Origin of the sequence: Demequina pilifera (assembly GCF_048814985.1) — a bacterium.
GTDB lineage: Bacteria > Actinomycetota > Actinomycetes > Actinomycetales > Demequinaceae > Demequina.
In genome coordinates this window covers 151,171-169,496 of the sequence record NZ_JBMDTW010000004.1, presented here as the reverse complement: position 1 = coordinate 169,496, position 18,326 = coordinate 151,171, and the positions used below count along the sequence as shown (strand labels likewise).

Genomic DNA, 18,326 nt, shown 5'->3' with positions numbered 1-18,326 from the left:
CTCTTCACCTACCACTACATCTTGTGGTCCGGTCGATCTCGCCACACTAGATCTCGTGTTCCCGGTGCCCTAGGCCCTAGGTCCCGACTCGCGTTCAGGACCGGCACCGACACGCCTAGGCTGGTGCCATGCCGACAGTCCTGGTCACCGGCTTCGAGCCCTTCGCCGACGCCGCCGTCAACCCGTCGTCGGAGGCGGCGCGAGACGTCGCCAACCGCTGGCCGGGCGAGGCGACGGTCGTCGCCGAGCGGCTTCCCGTGGCCTTCGCCGGAGCCGGGGACGCGTTGGCCGCCGCTCTCGTCCGGCATCGCCCCGACATCGTGATCGCGCTGGGAGTGGCCGAAGGGCGCACGGCCATCACTCCCGAGCGCATCGCGATCAACATCGCCGACGCCCGGATCCCCGACAACACAGGTGCTCAGCCGGTGGACGTCCCCATCGTCGAGGGAGCACCCGACGGCCTGTTCTCGACGCTGCCGGTCAAGGCGATCGTGCGCGCCGTGCGCGAGGCGGGCATCCCCAGCGAGTTGTCCCACAGCGCGGGCACCTACGTGTGCAATCACGTGTTCTTCCGACTTCAGCACGCCCTGCAGCGGTCCGATGCGCGGGGCGGCTTCATCCACGTCCCGGCCACGCCGCAGATGCGGGCGGGGTTCGGCGGCGCCACGCTCGAGCAGTCCGCCATCACCGCGGGGGTGCGAGTCGCCGTCGAGACCGCGTTGTCACGCACGGCCGATGCGGTGATCCCCGGGGGCACGCTCCATTGACGGCCACGAGCAGCGACGTGGTGGTGATCGGCGCGGGACAGGCGGGCCTGTCCGTCGCGTATCACCTGCAACGCCGCGGACTCGAGACGCCTGGTGCGGTGACGATCGTCGACCGGGGCCCGGTCACCGGGGGTGCGTGGCAGCACCGATGGGAGGCGCTGCGGCTCGGTGACGCCCATCGGGTGCACGACCTTCCCGGGATGGATCAGGCCGGCATCAGCTTCGCGACTGCCCCGGGAGACGTGCCCGCGCGAGACGTGGTCGCGGACTACTACCGCAGGTACGAGAGCCACTTCGGCATCACGGTGCACCGTCCGGTGGATGTCGAGCGGGTCACGCGGCAGTCGGACGGCCGGCTGCGCGTCTCCGGCGCCGGGCTCGACGCCCCGCTCGTCGCGCCGGTGGTCGTCGCCGCCGTGGGGACGTGGGGATCCCCGCGCGAACCCGCCGTTCCCGGCACGGACCTGTTCCGCGGCACTCAGATCACGACCGCCGAGTATCGCTCAGCCCAAGACTTCGCGGGGCTCAGGGTCGCGGTCGTCGGCGGCGGCACCTCAGCGATCGGCTTCGTCCGGGAGCTCGCCGATGCGGGGGCCGAGACCTTCTGGTTCACGCGCCGACCCGTGCGCTTCCTGGAGGCCTCGGCCACGTTGGGCGAGGACCTCGGGCGCGAGTCGGTGCGGCTGCAGGACGACGCGGCCCGCGAAGGGCGCGAACTGCCGAGCATCGTGTCCACGACCGGCATCCCGCTCGCGCCGCGCATCCGACGGCTGCGCGAGCGAGGACTTCTCGAGAGGCGGCCGATGTTCGTGAGAGCGGTCTCCGACGGCGTGGTCGAGCAGGATGGGCGCACGCTGCCGGTGGACGCGATCATCTGGGCGATCGGCTTTCGTGCCGAGCTGTCTCCGTTCGCCCCGCTGGGGGTGGATGCGAGAGCAGGAGTGGAGGTCGAACAGGGCCACGCGGTTCGCGTCCCGGGACTGTTCCTCGCGGGGTACGGACCTCAGGCCTCGACGGTCAGCGCCAATCGCGGCGCGCGGCGGATCGCCAGGGACGTGTCCGCGTACCTGGACGACGGCAGGTGGCCGCCGACCCAGCCCAGGCGCGTGCCGGCGGACTACTCGTCAGCCTCGCCCCGGTAGGCGACCACCTGGTTGCGGCCCGCGTCCTTCGCGCGGTACAGGGCGAGATCCGCACGCTCGTACACGTCGGTCGGCATGCTCCCGTGCTCCAGGCCCGCGAGGCCATAGCTCACCGTGGGCAGGTCGAAATCGAACGAGCTCGACCGCGCCGCGAAGGCCTCGCTCATGGCATCCAGCCGGGCCGCCGCACCCTGCGCGTCCTCGCCGATCAGCACCAGCCCGAACTCCTCCCCGCCCAGGCGGCCGGCGATCTCGTCGGGACGGATCGTGTCCCTGACCGTCTGCGCGAACTCGACCAGCGCACGGTCCCCCGCGGCGTGACCGTGGACGTCGTTGACCACCTTGAAGTGATCCAGGTCCGCGACGGCAAGGTAGGCGCTGACTCCGGATCGCGCGGCGGCGGACAGCGCGTGCTCCGCGCGGAGCCTGAACTCGGTGCGGCCGAGCAGCCCGGTGAGGTCGTCCTCCATGGCGCGCCGGCGCAGTGCCTGAGTCTGCTGGTCCCAGCCGACGGCCGAGACGCTGAAGGTGACTGCCACCAGGCACACGAGCAGGATGCCGGTGGTCGGTGCCGTCCCCGCGATCAGCTCGAACAGCCCGTCCTCCGGACCGACCGCGTAGTACAGCACCGCACGCAGCACGTAGAACGCGCCGAGTGCGCTCGACGCGATCGCGCTGACGAGGAGCGCCACGACCGCCTCTCCGTTCAGCTCGTAGGCCGATCGCGACGCCCGCGCGCGCCACGCGAGCCACACCTCTGTCGCGGCGACCACGAACATCATGCCCATGTAGCTGAACAGCAGTCCGTTGCCGGCCCAGACGTTCTCCGCGGGGTTCTGAAGGAGCGTGGGCACCAGGATCACGGCGGGCGCGACGGCCAGGAGCCACAGGGGCAGCGCGCGGCCGCGGCGCAGTGAACGGGTGGCGAACCACACGCAGGTCACGCCGATCGCGGACAGCGCGGTCGACCCGGGATTCGCCAGCACCTGAAGGCCGGTGCCGTTGAACAGCAGCAGCGACGTGGACGAGCCGGCGCACAGCAGCGACACGGACCACCAGCCGGAGAAACTCGATCGCGTGGGGCGGTAGACGCCCAGGTAGAACAGGACCAGCACGGTCAACGACACGCCGCCCAGGGCGATCCGCATCGTCTCATCGTCTAGCACTCGCTTAACTTACCGTTCCGTAAGTGTTCGCGGGAACACCTGGTGACGTAGTTCACCCGACGGCATCACCCCTGGCGTGGGGCCGTCCTCGGCCATAGTCTCGGCACATGGCTCAGAACGTGACGCAGCCCACCGACCAGCCCGTCGAGGAGTTCCTCGAGGGCGTCGAGCCCGCGGTGCGCCGAGCGGACGGGTTCCGGCTGCTCGCGCTGATGTCGGAGGTCACGGGCGACGCCGCCACCATGTGGGGACGCAGCATCGTGGGATTCGGAACCGTGCACTACACGTACGCGAGCGGACATGAGGGCGACTGGATGCGCGTGGGCTTCTCGCCACGCAAGGCCCAGCTGTCCCTCTACGGACTCAAGGATCGGCCCGAGTCGGCGGCCGTCCTCGAGCGCCTCGGACCGCACACGGAGGGTGTGGGCTGCGTCTATATCAAGCGCCTGGACTCCGTCGACGAGGACGTCCTGCGCGACCTCATCCGCCTCGCGTACGGAGAGCAGGTCGCGGCGGACTAGCGACGCTTGCGCTTCTCCCGCACCCGCACCGAGATCTGGATGGGGGACCCCTCGAACCCGAAGTTCTCGCGCAGACGGCGCTCGATGAAGCGCCGGTACGTGGGGTCCAGGAAGCCGGAGGCGAAGATCACGAACCGTGGCGGACGGTTCGAGGCCTGAGTGGCGAACAGGATCTTGGGCTGCTTGCCCGAGCGCACCGGGTGAGGGTGCTCGGCGACCAGTTCGCCGAGGAACGAGTTGAGCTTGCCGGTCGAGACCCGCTGATCCCAGCTCGACAGCGCCAGGTCGATCGCGGGGACGAGGCGATTGGTGTGCCACGCGGTCTTCGCCGAGAGGTTCACTCGCGGGGCCCACGACAGTTGCACGAGGTCCTGTTCGATGGATCGCTCGAGCAGGAACCGCTCGTCCTCGCCCACGAGGTCCCACTTGTTGAAGACCAGCACGAGCGCACGACCCGAGTCGAGCACCTGGCCGATGACCCGGCTGTCCTGGTCCGTCAGCGGCACGGACGCGTCCAGCAGCACCAGCACGACCTCGGCACGCTCGATCGCCGTGGCGGTGCGCAGCGACGCGTAGAAGTCCGCGCCCTTGCTCATGTGCACGCGCCGCCGGATGCCTGCGGTGTCCACCAGAGTCCACGATCGGCCCGCGATCTCGACGCGCTCGTCCACCGGGTCGCGAGTGGTGCCGGCGACCTCGTCGACGACCACGCGGTTCTCCCCTGCCAACTGGTTCAGCAGCGAGCTCTTGCCCACGTTCGGGCGCCCCACCAGCGCGATGCGGCGCGGGGCGTCGGGATCGATGTCCACCTGCGGCATCTCTGTGGGGAGGGCGGCGACGGCCGCGTCGAGGAGGTCGCCGGTGCCGCGACCGTGCAGGGCGCTCACCGGGTACGGCTCTCCCAGTCCCAGGCTCCACAGCGAGGCCGCCTCGAGCTCTCCCTGCGGGCCGTCGACCTTGTTGGCGGCCAGCACCACCGGCTTGCCGGACCGGCGCAGCAGCTTCACGACCTTCTCGTCGGAGGCCGTGGGTCCCACCTTCGAGTCGACCACGAACACGACGGCATCGGCCATCTCCACCGCGACCTCGGCCTGATGCGCCACCGACAGGTCCAGGCCCGTCACCTTGGCCTCCCAGCCACCGGTGTCCATCAGCATGAAGTCCGTGCCCGCCCACTCCGCGGGATACAGCACGCGATCGCGGGTGACGCCAGGCTTGTCCTCGACCACGGCCAGCCGCTTGCCCAGGATGCGGTTCACCAGGGTGGACTTGCCCACGTTCGGGCGGCCGATGACGGCCAGCGTCGGCAGCGCCCGTTCGGTGAGCTGTTCCTCGTCGCCCTCCAGCGCGGCCAGATCCTCCGGGCTGAGCTCGTACTCCTCGAGTCCGGCGCGCAGCGCCGCCTCGCGGACCTCGTCCAGGCTCTCTTCCGGATCCGATGCCACGGGCATCGGCGGCGGAACCTCTCCCAGCCCCGGATAGTCCTGTTCGTCGCTCATGCGTTCTCCTCGATGCTTGCGGTGTCCCGGCCCCCATCATCCCCCGGGAGGCGGAGGTCGGTGTCGGCCAGTGCTGCCTCGACCTGTGATCGCAGGGCGGCGGCCACCGCCTGCTGCGCCCATTCCTGACGGCGCCGGCCCTTCAGTTCGGAGGGAGGCTCCACCGTGACGGGGGCACCGAACGCGGCCAGAATGTGCCGGCGCGGTCGCGGCCACACGCTCACCGGCTCCCCCGTGAGGCGGGTGCCGATCAGGGCCGTGGGGACGATCGGCGCCCCGGACTGGAGGGCGAGCCATGCCGCCCCGCCGTGGACCGCATCGGCCGTCCCCGCGCCGCGCGTGCCCTCCGGGAACATGCCCACGACCCCTCCCCTGCGGAGCACACCGAGCCCGTGGGCGAGCGCCGTGCGACCCGATCCCTCGACCCGTATCTGGCCCGCGGCACCGAGGATGGGGCCAAGCGCGCCACGGAACATGTGCGATCCGATGAGGAAGTGCGATGGCCGGGGGATGACGCCGTGCAGGACGGGCCCGTCGATGAAACCGGTGTGATTCGCGACCACGATCGCCGCGCCGCTGCGAGGCACGTGAGAGCGGCCGCGCACCTCTGTCGCCCACAGACCGCGCGCGAGAGCACGGCCGACCCACCGGGACCAGCGCGGACCCCAGGCGGGCGGGACTGTCGTATCGCTCACGGCGACGCGTCCGGCATCACAGCGCCGCCTCGTGTGCGAGGCCCATGACGGCTCGCACGGCCTCCTCGATGGTCAGATGGGTGGTGTCAAGCGTGTGGACCCCGTCGGTGGCCTCATGAAAGCTGACCACGGCGGAGTCGCGCCGATCGCGCCCGAGCACCGCCTCGCGAACCGTCGCGAGGTCCGCGCCCTCGTCTGAGCGGCGCGCCACGCGAACCTCGTCGTCGGCGGTCATCAGCACGCGCACCTCCGCCTCGGGGGCGATCACGGTGGTGATGTCGCGGCCCTCCACGCACACTCCCCGGCCCTTCGACATGCCGCCGTCACGCTCCATGCGAATGACCTCCCGCTGCATCTCCTGCAGGATCGGCCGAGCCTCGAGGTTGGTCGCCACCTTCGACACCGTGAGCGCCACCGTGTCGGTGCGGATCTGGCGGGACACATCCTCGCCGTCGAGCATCACTCGGGGGTTGCGGGGGTCGAGAACGAGCTCGACGTTCATCGTCGCCACGATCGCCGCGACGTCGCTGGTCACGGCGAAGTCCACCCCCTCCGTCAGACACGCGAGGGTCGCGACGCGGTACGTCGCACCCGTGTCGAAGTACGCGAGCCCCAGCCGGGTGGCGACCTCGCGCGACACGGTCGACTTGCCGGTGCCCGCGGGCCCGTCGATGGCGATGACAATTCCGGTCATGAGGCGGCGATCTCCCAATCGTGTGCGATGAGCGCGAGCGACAGCTCCTCCGCGCGCGCGGGCAGGACATGCAGCGTGGTGAGTCCCACGGGCTGGCGCGGCGAGTGCTCGATGGTGATGTCCTCGACGTTGACTCCCACCGACTCCACGTCGGACAGCAGCCGCAGCAGCTGCCCGGGGCGGTCAGGAACGATCACGGTCACCGGCACCCACTCGCGCTTGACGCCGCCGTGCTTGCCGGGGATCCGCGCGACCTCGACGCGACCGCGCTCGATGAGGTCGGTCAGCGCCTCTCCCACGTCGTCGGAGTCACGCACGTCCTCGAGGTCCCCGATGATGTGCGTGATCGTGGCGATGAGGGCGTGACGGTTCAGTCGTGCGATGTCCGCCCACATGCGAGGGTCGGAGGCGGCGATGCGCGTCACGTCGCGCAGGCCCTGGCCTGCGAGGGCCACGTCGTCGGGGCCGAGGGTGCCGAGCGCGGCCGCGACTGCGGAGGCCGCGACCTGCGGGGCGTGCGAGACACGCGCGACCGCCTCGTCGTGAGCGGTGGCGTCCATGGTGACCAGGTCGCACTGCAGCGCGCGCGGCACGCGTGCCACCAGGTCGACGGCGTGAGCGGTGGCCCCGTTCGGGCACAGCACCCAGGGGCGGGCCTTGAACAGGTCGCCCTGGGCGGCGATGGCGCCCGAGATCTCGCGTCCCGCCATGGGGTGCGAGCCCACGTAGCGATCCGCGTGGCCGGTCGCGTGCGCCGCCTGCGCGATCGGTGCCTTGACGCTCGCGACGTCGGTCACCACCGCGTGCGGCCAGCGATCCAACGCCTCGGCGACGATGCCGGCGGCAAGCGCCGGGGGCACCGCCACGATCACCAGTTCGGGCGAGGCGTCGCGCAGAGCCAAGCCGGCGCCGATCGCGTGCGCCAGGGTCTCGGCATCCGGGTCGGCGTCCTCGATCGTGACGGTCCAGCCCTCGGTGCTGAGCCCGATGCCGATCGATGCGCCGATGAGTCCCGCGCCGATGACGTGGGTGCGCGGCTGCGCGGCCTCCACGTCTACTGGGCCAGGTCGCGCCGCAGCGTCACCGCATCGTGGAGGTACACGTGGGTGATCTCCTCGCGGGTGCGCACGGTCTCGGCGTGGATCATCACCCTCACGACGAGCGGCAGCGCGCCGGGCACGGCCATCTCCTGCGCGCACATCAGGGGCACCGCCCCGAAGCCCAACTCGCGTGCGGCTGCCGCAGGGAAGTCGCTGACGATGTCGGGCGTGCACGTGAAGATGACGGACACGATGTCGTCGGTCTCCAGGGTGTTGGCGGACACGACGGCCTCGATCAGCTCCTGCGTGCGCTCGTGCAGGTGCTCGCGCTCGTCGCGCTCGAGCGTGGTCGCTCCGCGGATGGCTTTCAGGGACATGGTCATCATCGTATCGGTGCGGCCAGGGGTCAGAGCCCAGCGACCTTCATCAGCGCGCCGACCTCTTCGCGGCCCAGGCGGCGCACCTGACCGGGTTGCAAGGTCCCCAACGCGATGGGGCCGAAGTCGGTGCGCACGAGGTCGATCACGGGGTGGCCGGCCTTGTCGAGCATCCGGCGGACGATTCGGTTGCGGCCCTCGTGCAGCTCCACCTTGACCAGCGACTCGCCGTCGTGCGCGTCGAGGATCGTGCAGGCGCTCACGCGCACGGGGCCGTCGTCGAGATCGACCCCCGCGCGCAGCACGGTGCACAGCGACTTCGCGACGCGCCCCTCGACCTTCGCCACGTAGACCTTGGGCACGCCGTGCGACGGGTGTGCGAGCCTGTTCGCCAGCTCCCCGTCGTTGGTGAGCAACAGGACGCCGGTGGTCTCGGCGTCGAGCCTGCCGACGTGGAAGAGGCGCTCGTCGAACTCCGCGACGAACTCGTCGAGAGAGCGCCGCCCCTGCGGGTCGCTCATGGTCGACACCACGCCGGCGGGCTTGTTGAGCACCACGACGACCTTGGAGTCGTCCACGCTGATGCGCTGGCCCTTCACCTCGATGGTCACCTCGTCGGGGTTCACGCGAACGCCCAGCTGGTCGACCACCTCGCCGTTGACCTTGACCAGGCCGCGTTCGATCAGGATCTCGCACTTGCGCCGGGATCCGACCCCTGCGGAGGCCAGCACCTTCTGCAGTCGGATGCCTTCCGGCCTGTGGACCTCGAGCTCATCCATCAGCGGCCCTCCCCATCGATATCGGCCAGATCGGGCAGGTACGGAGCGAGCTCCGGCAGGTCGTCGAGCGATGACAGCCCCAGCCGCTCCAGGAACTCGGTGGTGGTGCCGTACTGCACGGCGCCGCCCACCTCGCCCACCTCGGTCACGAGTGAGCGTGCGCTCAGGGTCTTCATCACGGAGTCCACGCTCACGCCGCGCACCTGGGAGATCTGTCCCCGGGTGACGGGCTGCCGGTAGGCGACCACGGCGAGGGTCTCGAGCGCCGCCTGAGACAGCCGCGCGGACTGGCCCTCGACGATGAAGGTGCCCACCGCATCGGCGTACAGCCGGGACGAATAGATTCGCCAACGACCGTCGACCTCGCGCAGCTCGAAGCCGCGCGGCGCGTCGGGGTCGGCGTACTCGTCGCGCAGGGCGTGAAGAACAGCCACCACCTGGTCGAGCGGCACGTCGACCGCGGCGGCGAGATCGGCGGCGCCCACGGGCTCGTCGACCACCATGAGGATCGCCTCGAGTGCGCCCCTCGTGTGCACGTCAGTCATGCGTTCGCGTCCCTTGGCTCTGTGGTCGTGTCATCTGCACCGGTCTCTCCATTGTGCGCGCCTTCGTCGAACTCGTCCGAGACTGCGATCTCGACCTCGCCCTCCCCGCCCGTCCAGCGGACGGTGAGCTCGCCCAGCGATCTCATCTGCTCGAAGGCCACCACGGCCTCCTTGAAGAGCTCGAGAAGGGCGAGGAACCGGGCCACGACCACGTTGACGTGCTCCGCGTCCCTCACGAGCGCCCGGAACGTCACCACGTGCTCGCGCTGGAGCCTGCTGGACAGGAGGGCCGCCTGCTCACGCACGCTCACCGCGGGCGCATGCAGGTGGCCGATGCTGACCCCCGCCTGCTCCGGCTTGGGCTGCAGCGCGTGCGCCGCGAGGCGTGCGAGGTCGTCGGGAGTGACGGACCACACCAGCTCGGGCAGCAGCATCGCGAAGTGCGGCTCGAGCGCGACATCACGAGGCAGCCGTCGCGGAGCCAGCATCAACTGCCCGAACGTGCCGGCCACCTGTTTGAACGCACGGTATTGCAGCAGCCTGGCGAACAGCAGGTCGCGGGCCTCGAGGAGCTCGAGGTCCTCGGCGTCCTCGACCTGCCCCTGGGGCAGCAGGCGCGCCGCCTTGAGGTCGAGCAGCGTCGCTGCGACCACCAGGAACTCGCTGGCCTGCGACAGGTCCCACTCGGTCTCGTGCTCAGCCATGGTCGCGAGGAACTCGTCGGTGACCCGGGCAAGCGCGACGTCAGTGATCTCCATGTCGTGCTTGGAGATCAGCGACAGCAGCAGGTCGAAGGGTCCCTCGAAGTTGTCGAGGTGCACCGAGAAGCCTGGGCGCGGCTCCGCTGCGGGAGCCTCGGCGGGGACGGTCACGGGCGGGCGGTCGCGGTCAGGCCGCGACTCCCCCGGCGACGAGTTCGCGGGCGAGCGTGCGGTACTGCTCGGCGCCGGCGTGCTTGGGCGCGAACGTGGTGATCGGCACGGCTGCGACGGTCGCGTCCGGGAACTTCACGGTGCGATGGATCATCGTCTGGGTGACCTTGTCGCCGAACCGCTCCCGGACTCGTTCCACGACCTCCTGGGCGTGCAGGGTCCGGCCGTCGTACATCGTGGGGATGATCGAGTCGATGGTCAGGCGCGGGTTGAGCCGGTCCTGAACCTTGTCGATGGTCTCGACCAGCAGCGCCACTCCGCGCATCGCGAAGTACTCGCACGCGAGCGGAATGATCACGCCGTGGGCGGCGACCAGGGCATTCACCGTCAGCAGGCCCAGTGAGGGCTGGCAGTCGATGAGCACCACGTCATAGTCGTCGAGGACGGGACGCAGTCCGCGAGCGAGGGTCGACTCGCGTGCCACCTCACCCACGAGCTGCACCTCCGCCGCCGACAGGTCGATGTTGGCGGGCACCAGGTCGAGGCCGTCGACCGGAGTCTTGCGGACGATCTGGTCGATCCCCACCGAGGAGTTCATCAGCAGGTCGTAGACGGTGTTGTCGAGCTCGTTGGGGTTCACTCCTAGACCGGCAGAGGCGGCGCCCTGCGGGTCGAAATCCACCACCAGCACCTTGCGCCCGTACTCGGCCAGGGCCGCGGCCAGGTTCACCGTGGTCGTGGTCTTCCCCACGCCGCCCTTCTGGTTGCACAGGGCGATCACTCGGGCCGGGCCGTGCCCGCGCAGCGGGGTCGGTTCGGGGAAGTCTGTCACGCGGACCACACTACCGAACGCGGACGGGACTCATCCGCGGGCTCGCGGGTGCGTCGCGGCATAGACCTCGCGCAACGCATCCTGGGTGACGGCCGTGTAGATCTGCGTGGTGGTGACCGAGGCGTGGCCGAGCAGCTCCTGCACGACCCGCACATCAGCTCCCCCGGACAGCAGGTGCGTCGCGAACGAGTGCCGCAGCGTGTGGGGCGACACGTCGTCGATCCCCGCTCGCTCCGCGGCGACCTTGAGGATCGCCCACGCGCTCTGTCGCGACAGCCTCGAGCCCCGCGTGTTCAGGAACAGCGCGGCGGTGCCGCGACCGGACTGTGCCAGCGCGGACCGGGCGCGCACGAGGTAGGCGTCGAGCGCATCGGCCGCGTAGGCGCCGATGGGCACCACCCTCTCCTTGCGGCCCTTGCCGCGCAGCAGCACCGCCTGCTCCCCCTGCGCCAACGCGACGTCGTCGACGTCCAGGCCGATCGCCTCGGAGATGCGGGCACCGGAGGCGTACACGAGCTCGAGCAGCGCTCGGTCGCGCACGGGCGCGAGCCCATCGCCGGCGCCGGCCTGCTCGAGGATCCGCGCCACGTCGTCCGTGGAGATGGCCTTGGGCAGGCGCTTGGGGACGGAGCGGGGCTTGACGTCGAGTGACGGGTCGTCACGGGTCCAGCCTTCGGCGACGGCGAACCGGTGCCAGCCGCGCACCGCCACGACGGTGCGCGAGGCCGATGCTGGGGCGAGGGGGCGGCCGCCGTCCGAGCCCGTGCCGATCGCCTCGGCGAACGCGGCGACGTCGGCGCCCGTGGCATCGGCCAATCCCGTGTGGCCGCGGGTGCTCAGGAACTCCGCGTACCGCCCGATGTCGCGCCGATAGGCGGCGACGGTGTGTGCGCTCAGGCCCCGCTCGACGGTGACGTGGGCAAGGTATGCCTCACGCTCGTCCGCGAGCATGGTCACCCCTGCAGGACGTGAAGCGCATCGGGGAGGAATGGATCGACCAGGACGGCCGCGAACACGAGGCTCAGGTACGTGATCGAGTCGCGAAACAGGCGCATCTCGCGCAGCTTCGACTCGCCGCGCTCGGAGCGCCGGTACAGCTGGATGCACCCGCCCACGAACCACGCGCCGGATCCGGCGGCGATGACGGCGTAGACCCACGTCATGCCCGCCACCGGCACCAGCGCGAGGGTCACCGCGACCATGGCGACCGCGTAGGCGATCATCTCTATCGCCACCCGATGCGTGGACGCCACCACCGGCAGCATCGGCACCTCGGCATTGGCATAGTCCCGGCGGAACCGCATCGACAGCGGCCAGTAGTGCGGGGGCGTCCAGAAGAAGATCACCGCGAACAGCAGCACCGGGGTCCACGACAGGGACTCGGTGACCGCCGCCCAGCCGATGAGCACGGGCATGCAGCCGGCGAGGCCTCCCCACACGATGTTCTGCGACGTGCGGCGCTTCAGGATCAGCGTGTAGCCGACGGCGTAGCCGAGGATCGCCAGCACCGCCAGCAGCGTCGCGAGCGGCGAGTCCACGACCCAGTAGAACCAGGCCGTCGACGCGAAGCTGAGCACCCAGGCGAACACCAGGGCGGCGCGCGGGCTCACCGTCCCGGTCACCAGAGGCCGGTTCTGGGTGCGCTTCATGACGGCGTCGATGTCGCGGTCGATGTAGCTGTTGAACACGTTCGCTCCGCCGGCGGCCAAGGTGCCGCCGACCAGCGTGGCGAGCACCAGCCACCACGAGGGCCAGCCGTCCGCCGCGAGGACCATGGTGGGGATGGTCGTCACCAGCAGCAGTTCGATGATCCGGGGCTTGGTCAGCGCCACGTACGCTTTGATCCGTCGCGTGGCGAGAAGCCAGCGCGGCACGGCCGGCGCGGGCACCTCGTCGGTCACAGAGGCGGCTGAGGGCATGGCGTCCATCCTACCCGCGCGCGAGTACGCGCTGCCCCAGCACCCGGCGCGAAGTGACGGCCGCATGAACACCCGCTCACGCGCTCGCGTCCGCGCTCGTGAAGTGCGTCAGGCGTGCCCGGAATCGCAGTGCGCCCGCTAGGCTGGCGGGGAAACCTTGACCCGACTCTCTGGGAGATCTCTGTGACTGTCAACTGGACCGACGCGGACCGACGCGCCGTCGATACCCTCCGCGTTCTCGCCGCCGATGCCGTCGAGAAGGTCGGCAACGGCCACCCCGGCACCGCGATTTCGCTGGCCCCGGCCGCGTACCTGCTCTACCAGAACGTGATGCGCCACGACCCGTCCGACTCCCGCTGGCTGGGCCGCGACCGGTTCGTGCTGTCCGCCGGACACTCGTCGCTCACTCAGTACCTGCAGCTCTTCGCGAGCGGCTATGACCTGAACCTCGACGACATCAAGGCGCTGCGCACCTGGGGCTCGCGCACCCCCGGCCACCCCGAGTACCACCACACGGATGGCGTCGAGACCACGACCGGCCCGCTGGGCCAGGGCCTCGCGACCGCCGTCGGCATGGCCATGGCGGCCCGCCGCGAGCGCGGTCTGCTCGACCCGAACGCCGCTCCGGGCCAGAGCCCGTTCGACCACCACGTCTACGTCATCGCCTCTGACGGCGACCTGCAGGAGGGCGTCTCCGCGGAGGCCTCCTCGCTGGCCGGCACGCAGGAGCTCGGCAGCCTCATCGTCATCTGGGACGACAACAACATCTCGATCGAGGACGACACCGACGTCGCGTTCACCGAGGACGTCATCGCCCGCTACGCGGCGTACGGCTGGGACACGCACCACGTGCAGTGGAAGAAGGCCGGCGAGGATTACGTCGAGGACATCGACGCTCTCGCGGACGCTCTCGCCGCCTCCAAGGCGGAGACCGGCAAGCCCTCCTTCATCGCGCTCAGCACCATCATCGGCTGGCCGTCGCCCACCAAGCAGGACACGGGCGGCATCCACGGCTCGAAGCTGGGTGGCGACGAGGTCAAGGCCCTCAAGGAGGTGCTCGGCTTCGACCCCGAGAAGACCTTCGAGGTCGAGCCCGAGGTGCTCGAGCACGCGCTGAAGGTGCGCGAGCGTGGCCAGCAGGCCCACTCGGACTGGAACGCCGACCTGGCCCGCTGGGAGGCGGAGAACCCGGAGAACGCCGCGCTGCTCGAGCGTTTCAACTCCGAGCAGCTGCCCGAGGGCTGGACCGACGCCCTGCCCGTGTTCGAGGCAGGCAAGTCGATGGCGACGCGCGCCGCCTCGGGCGAGGTGCTGTCCGCCCTCGCACCCGTGCTGCCCGAGCTGTGGGGCGGCTCCGCCGACCTCGCCGGCTCGAACAACACGACCATGGCCGGCGAGCCGTCCTTCCTCCCGGAGCACCGCTCCACGGAGAAGTTCGCGGGTCACATCTACGGCCGCACGCTGCACTTCGGCATCCGCGAGCACGCCATGGGCGCGATCCTCAACGGCATCGCCCTGCACGGGCCCACGCGCGCCTACGGCGGCACCTTCCTCACGTTCTCCGACTACATGCGGCCCGCGGTGCGCCTGGGCGCCCTCATGAAGGCGCCGAGCATCTTCGTGTGGACGCACGACAGCATCGGCCTGGGCGAGGACGGCCCCACCCACCAGCCCATCGAGCACCTCGCGGCGTTGCGGGCGATTCCCGGCCTCGCGGTCGTGCGTCCGGCCGATGCCAACGAGACCTCCTATGCGTGGCGCGGCATCCTCGAGCGCGTCGAGGGCCCTGCCGGCATCATCCTGACGCGTCAGGGCGTGCCCACGTTCGACCGCGACGAGCTGGGCGGCGCCGAGGGCGTCCTCAAGGGTGGCTACGTGCTGGCCGACACGGAGGGCACTCCCGACGTGGTGCTGATCGGCACGGGCTCGGAGGTTCAGCACGCCATGGGCGCGAGGGACCTGCTGGCCAAGGAAGGCATCCACGCACGCGTGGTGTCCATGCCGTGCCGCGAGTGGTTCGACGCCCAGGATGAGGCCTACCGCGAGTCGGTCCTCCCCTCCGGCGTCAAGGCCCGAGTGGCCGTCGAGGCCGGCATCGCGCTGCCGTGGCACGACCTCGTGGGCGACGCCGGCCGCATCGTGTCGATCGAGCACTACGGTGCCTCTGCCGACGCCAACCTGCTGTTCGAGGAGTACGGCTTCACCGCCGACAACGTCGCAGCACACGCACGCGAGTCGATCGCCGCTGCCAAGTGATCGAAGGTGGCACGCGGGCGGCGATCGCCGCTCGCGTGCCACGCACCACTGAACTGAAGGGTCCTCCCACGTGAACAACCCCCTGCGTGATCCCCGGGATCGCAGGCTTCCCCGCATCGCCGGATCCTGTGGCCTGGTGATGTTCGGCGTCACCGGCGACCTGGCGCGCAAGAAGCTCATGCCCGCCGTCTACGATCTCGCCAACCGCGGTCTGCTGCCCCCCGCCTTCGCCCTCACCGGCTTCGCTCGACGCGACTGGGAGCGACAGGACTTCGAAGAGGTCGTGTACAATTCGGTCCGCGAGAACGCGCGCACCCCGTTCCGCGACGAGACCTGGAAGCAGCTCGCCGAGGGCATCCGGTTCGTGCAGGGGACGTTCGACGACCCCGATGCCTTCCAAGAGCTGCGGCGCACGGTCGAGGAGCTCGACGAGCGCCGCGGCACGGGTGGCAATCACGCGTTCTACCTGTCGATCCCTCCCTCGGCGTTCCCCCAGGTGCTCACGCAGCTGCGCGACTCAGGACTGTCCGACTCCCGCAATGGGGCGTGGCGCCGCGTCGTCATCGAGAAGCCCTTCGGTCACGACCTCGAGTCCGCCAACGAGCTCGACTCCGTGGTCTCCGAGGTGTTCCCGCCGGACTCGGTGTTCCGCATCGACCACTACCTCGGCAAGGAGACGGTGCAGAACCTGCTCGCCTTGCGATTCGCGAATCAGCTGTTCGAGCCGATCTGGAACAGCCAGTTCATCGACCACGTGCAGATCACGATGGCCGAGGACATCGGCATCGGGTCGCGCGCGGGCTACTACGACGGCATCGGCCAGGCGCGGGACGTCATCCAGAACCACCTCCTGCAGCTGTTCGCGCTCACCGCGATGGAGGAGCCGGCGACGTTCGACGCGGACGACCTTCGCGACGAGAAGGAGAAGGTGCTGCGGGCGGCCAAGCTCCCCAAGGACCTGGACGCCAACACCGCACGCGGCCAGTACTCGGCCGGGTGGCGTGGCGGCGAGCAGGTGGGTGGCTACCTCGACGAGGACGGCATCGACCCCGAATCGATCACCGAGACCTATGCGGCGATCCGTCTCGACGTTCCCAATCGCCGCTGGGCGGGAACCCCGTTCTATCTGCGCGCGGGCAAGCGCCTGGGCAGGCGCGTCACCGAGATCGCGCTGGTCTTCAAGAAGGCGCCGAGCCCGTACTTCCAGGAGATCGAGGGCGTCGAGGTCGGCAACAACGCGCTCGTCATCCGGGTGCAGCCCGACGAGGGCGTGACGCTCCGATTCGGCTCCAAGGTTCCCGGAACCCAGATGGAGGTGCGCGACGTCACCATGGACTTCGCGTACGGCAACTCCTTCGTGGAGTCCTCTCCTGAGGCGTATGAGCGGCTCATCCTCGACGTGCTCCTGGGAGACCCGCCGCTGTTCCCCCGGCACGAGGAGGTGGCGCTGTCCTGGAAGCTGCTGGACCCCATCACCTCGCACTGGGAGACTCAGGGACAGCCGCAGCAGTACCGCTCAGGCACATGGGGTCCGGCCAGCGCCGACGCCATGCTCGCCAAGGATGGCCGCGTCTGGAGGCGCCCATGATCATCGACATGCCGCGGACCACGACGTCCGAGATCAACAAGCAGCTGGTGAAGGCGCGCAAGGACTTTGGCGTCATCACCCTCGGCCGCGTCATGACGCTCGTCATCGACGCGACCACGGCCGATGTCGAGGCCGCGATCGAGACTGCGAACGTCGCCTCGCGCGAGCACCCGTGCCGGATCATCGTCGTGTCGCCGGAGGAATGCGGCGACGACTGCCTGAACGCCGAACTGCGCATGGGCGGTGACGCCGGCGCCTCCGAGGTCGTGGTGCTTCGCCCCTCGGGCGAGCAGGTCGCGCACGCCGACACCCTCGTGACTCCCCTGCTGCTGCCTGACGCGCCCATCGTCGCGTGGTGGCCGGCCGCGGTGCCGCAGGAGACCGCGGGCTCCGGCATCGGCCGCATGGCGGCTCGACGCATCACCGACACCAAGGGCGAGGACCACCCCGGCGACGTGCTGGTGAGGCTCGCCGAGGCGTACCAGCCTGGGGACACCGACCTGGCGTGGACGCGAGTCACGCGCTGGCGCGCGCTGCTCGCGGCGGCCCTCGAGCAGGTGGGTGACCGCGAGGTCACCAAGGCCCGCCTCCATGGGGACACCGGCAGTCCTTCGATCCTGCTGCTGGGCGCCTGGCTGCAGCACGCTCTGGGGTGCGAGTTCGAGGCCACCTATTCGGATCAGGTGCGCGGCCTTCAGTCGATCGTCCTCGAGACCCCCTCGGGCGACATCAGCATCCAGCGTCCGGACGGTCACAACGCGACTCTCAGCCAGCCCGGACAGCCGGACCACACGATCGCCCTGCCCGCGCGCACCCTGGGCGACTGCCTGTCGGAGGAGCTGCGCCGACTCGACGACGATCCCGTCTATGGAGAGGCGCTCGGCCAGTACGCGCGTCTGCGGGGCGAGTCGTGACGGCCCGCGAGGTCATCGTCTACGCCGACGCCGATGCGGTGGCGCAGGCGACGGCGGCGCGCGTGCTCCTGAAGATCGGCGACACCCTCGCCCACCGCGACCGCGTGGACGTGGTCGTGACGGGCGGCACCGTGGGAATCGCGACCCTGGCGGCCGCTGCATCGTCACCTCTGGCATCCGCCATCGACTGGACCGACGTCCACATCTGGTGGGGCGACGAGCGGTTCGTTGCGGCCGGCGACGCTGACCGCAACGAAGGTCAGGCGCAGTCCGCTCTGCTCGCCTCGCTGCCCCTGCCGGAAGAGAACATCCACCGGATGGGTGCCGCCGGCGAGTTCGAGTCCGCGGAGGACGCGGCACGAGCCTATGCGCGCGAGTACGCCGATGCGGGATCGCCCGCCTTCGATGTGCTGATGCTCGGTCTCGGTCCCGATGGCCACGTGGCCTCGCTGTTTCCCGGCCATCCCGGCTACGGCGACGCGAGTGCACCCGTGATCGCTGTGCACGACTCCCCCAAGCCGCCGCCCACCCGGGTGTCGCTGTCCCTCGAGACGATCAACGCCGCACTCGAGGTGTGGGTCGTGGCGGCCGGCGCCGCCAAGGCCGAGGTCGTCGCGCGCTGCGTCCACGGAGACACCGAGCTGCCCGGAGCGGCGGTCAGCGGCGCGGAGCGCACGCTGTGGCTGATCGATGCGGCCGCAGCCACCCGCATCTGAGCTC

General features: G+C 70.2%; 19 protein-coding genes. 7 read left to right on the top strand and 12 right to left on the bottom strand.

The window, feature by feature from the left end:
* Positions 1 to 128: 128 nt before the first annotated feature.
* Positions 129 to 767, top strand: coding sequence for a pyroglutamyl-peptidase I (gene pcp, locus ACNI14_RS08620; protein WP_420519588.1), 639 nt, complete (start codon positions 129 to 131; stop codon positions 765 to 767).
* Positions 764 to 1,909: an FAD-dependent oxidoreductase gene (locus ACNI14_RS08615; protein ID WP_420519587.1), complete on the top strand. Its 1,146-nt coding sequence runs from the start codon at positions 764 to 766 to the stop codon at positions 1,907 to 1,909. The genes pcp and ACNI14_RS08615 overlap by 4 nt, the downstream gene beginning before the upstream one ends.
* On the opposite strand, the gene ACNI14_RS08610 is transcribed toward ACNI14_RS08615, so the two are convergent.
* Positions 1,885 to 3,075 carry a GGDEF domain-containing protein gene (locus ACNI14_RS08610; protein ID WP_420519586.1) on the bottom strand — a complete coding sequence of 397 codons (1,191 nt, stop codon included), beginning with the start codon at positions 3,073 to 3,075 and terminating at the stop codon, positions 1,885 to 1,887. The genes ACNI14_RS08615 and ACNI14_RS08610 overlap by 25 nt on opposite strands.
* Positions 3,076 to 3,182: 107 nt before the next feature.
* Here ACNI14_RS08610 and ACNI14_RS08605 point away from each other — a divergent pair, with 107 nt between their 5' ends.
* A complete protein-coding gene (locus tag ACNI14_RS08605) occupies positions 3,183 to 3,596 on the top strand; it encodes a DUF1801 domain-containing protein (RefSeq protein WP_420519585.1) in 414 nt (137 codons plus the stop codon).
* Here the strand turns inward: ACNI14_RS08605 and der are convergent.
* From der to ACNI14_RS08550, 11 genes are read right to left on the bottom strand one after another with little or no spacing between them, the layout of a single operon-like run.
* Entirely contained in the window at positions 3,593 to 5,047 is a 1,455-nt protein-coding gene (gene der, locus ACNI14_RS08600; protein WP_420519854.1) for a ribosome biogenesis GTPase Der, read from the bottom strand. The two genes, ACNI14_RS08605 and der, sit on opposite strands and share 4 nt — an antisense overlap.
* A 44-nt stretch (positions 5,048 to 5,091) precedes the next feature.
* Positions 5,092 to 5,790, bottom strand: coding sequence for a lysophospholipid acyltransferase family protein (locus tag ACNI14_RS08595; protein ID WP_420519583.1), 699 nt, complete (start codon positions 5,788 to 5,790; stop codon positions 5,092 to 5,094).
* 16 nt (positions 5,791 to 5,806) lie between these two features.
* Complete coding sequence (gene cmk, locus ACNI14_RS08590) at positions 5,807 to 6,484, bottom strand: (d)CMP kinase (RefSeq protein WP_420519582.1); 678 nt, start codon at positions 6,482 to 6,484, stop codon at positions 5,807 to 5,809.
* Positions 6,481 to 7,536, bottom strand: a complete 1,056-nt coding sequence (locus ACNI14_RS08585; RefSeq protein ID WP_420519581.1) for a prephenate dehydrogenase — start codon at positions 7,534 to 7,536, stop codon at positions 6,481 to 6,483. The genes cmk and ACNI14_RS08585 overlap by 4 nt, the downstream gene beginning before the upstream one ends.
* Positions 7,537 to 7,538: 2 nt before the next feature.
* Positions 7,539 to 7,901 carry a chorismate mutase gene (gene aroH / locus ACNI14_RS08580; protein WP_420519580.1) on the bottom strand — a complete coding sequence of 121 codons (363 nt, stop codon included), beginning with the start codon at positions 7,899 to 7,901 and terminating at the stop codon, positions 7,539 to 7,541.
* Positions 7,902 to 7,930: 29 nt separating this feature from the next.
* Positions 7,931 to 8,680 (bottom strand): pseudouridine synthase, encoded by a 750-nt coding sequence (locus ACNI14_RS08575; protein WP_420519579.1) that lies wholly within the window; start codon positions 8,678 to 8,680, stop codon positions 7,931 to 7,933.
* On the bottom strand, positions 8,680 to 9,225 hold the full coding sequence (gene scpB, locus ACNI14_RS08570) for an SMC-Scp complex subunit ScpB (RefSeq protein WP_420519578.1): 546 nt from the start codon (positions 9,223 to 9,225) through the stop codon (positions 8,680 to 8,682). Before scpB ends, ACNI14_RS08575 begins: the two co-directional genes overlap by 1 nt.
* Positions 9,222 to 10,097, bottom strand: a complete 876-nt coding sequence (locus ACNI14_RS08565) for a segregation and condensation protein A (RefSeq protein ID WP_420519577.1) — start codon at positions 10,095 to 10,097, stop codon at positions 9,222 to 9,224. Before ACNI14_RS08565 ends, scpB begins: the two co-directional genes overlap by 4 nt.
* 16 nt (positions 10,098 to 10,113) lie before the next feature.
* A complete protein-coding gene (locus tag ACNI14_RS08560; protein ID WP_420519576.1) occupies positions 10,114 to 10,938 on the bottom strand; it encodes a ParA family protein in 825 nt (274 codons plus the stop codon).
* A 21-nt stretch (positions 10,939 to 10,959) separates the two neighbouring features.
* The gene (locus tag ACNI14_RS08555; protein ID WP_420519575.1) at positions 10,960 to 11,880 is read right to left on the bottom strand and encodes a site-specific tyrosine recombinase XerD; all 921 of its coding nucleotides are present in this window, start codon (positions 11,878 to 11,880) and stop codon (positions 10,960 to 10,962) included.
* Between the two features lie 2 nt (positions 11,881 to 11,882).
* The gene (locus ACNI14_RS08550) at positions 11,883 to 12,848 is read right to left on the bottom strand and encodes a heme o synthase (RefSeq protein ID WP_420519574.1); all 966 of its coding nucleotides are present in this window, start codon (positions 12,846 to 12,848) and stop codon (positions 11,883 to 11,885) included.
* A gap of 183 nt (positions 12,849 to 13,031) precedes the next feature.
* Here ACNI14_RS08550 and tkt point away from each other — a divergent pair, with 183 nt between their 5' ends.
* The 4 genes from tkt (at position 13,032) to pgl (ending at position 18,322) form a co-directional block, all read left to right on the top strand.
* On the top strand, positions 13,032 to 15,104 hold the full coding sequence (gene tkt / locus ACNI14_RS08545) for a transketolase (protein WP_420519573.1): 2,073 nt from the start codon (positions 13,032 to 13,034) through the stop codon (positions 15,102 to 15,104).
* A 70-nt stretch (positions 15,105 to 15,174) separates the two neighbouring features.
* Positions 15,175 to 16,692: a glucose-6-phosphate dehydrogenase gene (gene zwf, locus ACNI14_RS08540; RefSeq protein ID WP_420519572.1), complete on the top strand. Its 1,518-nt coding sequence runs from the start codon at positions 15,175 to 15,177 to the stop codon at positions 16,690 to 16,692.
* Positions 16,689 to 17,606, top strand: coding sequence for a glucose-6-phosphate dehydrogenase assembly protein OpcA (locus ACNI14_RS08535; protein WP_420519571.1), 918 nt, complete (start codon positions 16,689 to 16,691; stop codon positions 17,604 to 17,606). Before zwf ends, ACNI14_RS08535 begins: the two co-directional genes overlap by 4 nt.
* Entirely contained in the window at positions 17,603 to 18,322 is a 720-nt protein-coding gene (gene pgl, locus ACNI14_RS08530) for a 6-phosphogluconolactonase (protein WP_420519570.1), read from the top strand. The genes ACNI14_RS08535 and pgl overlap by 4 nt, the downstream gene beginning before the upstream one ends.
* Positions 18,323 to 18,326 lie beyond the last annotated feature (4 nt).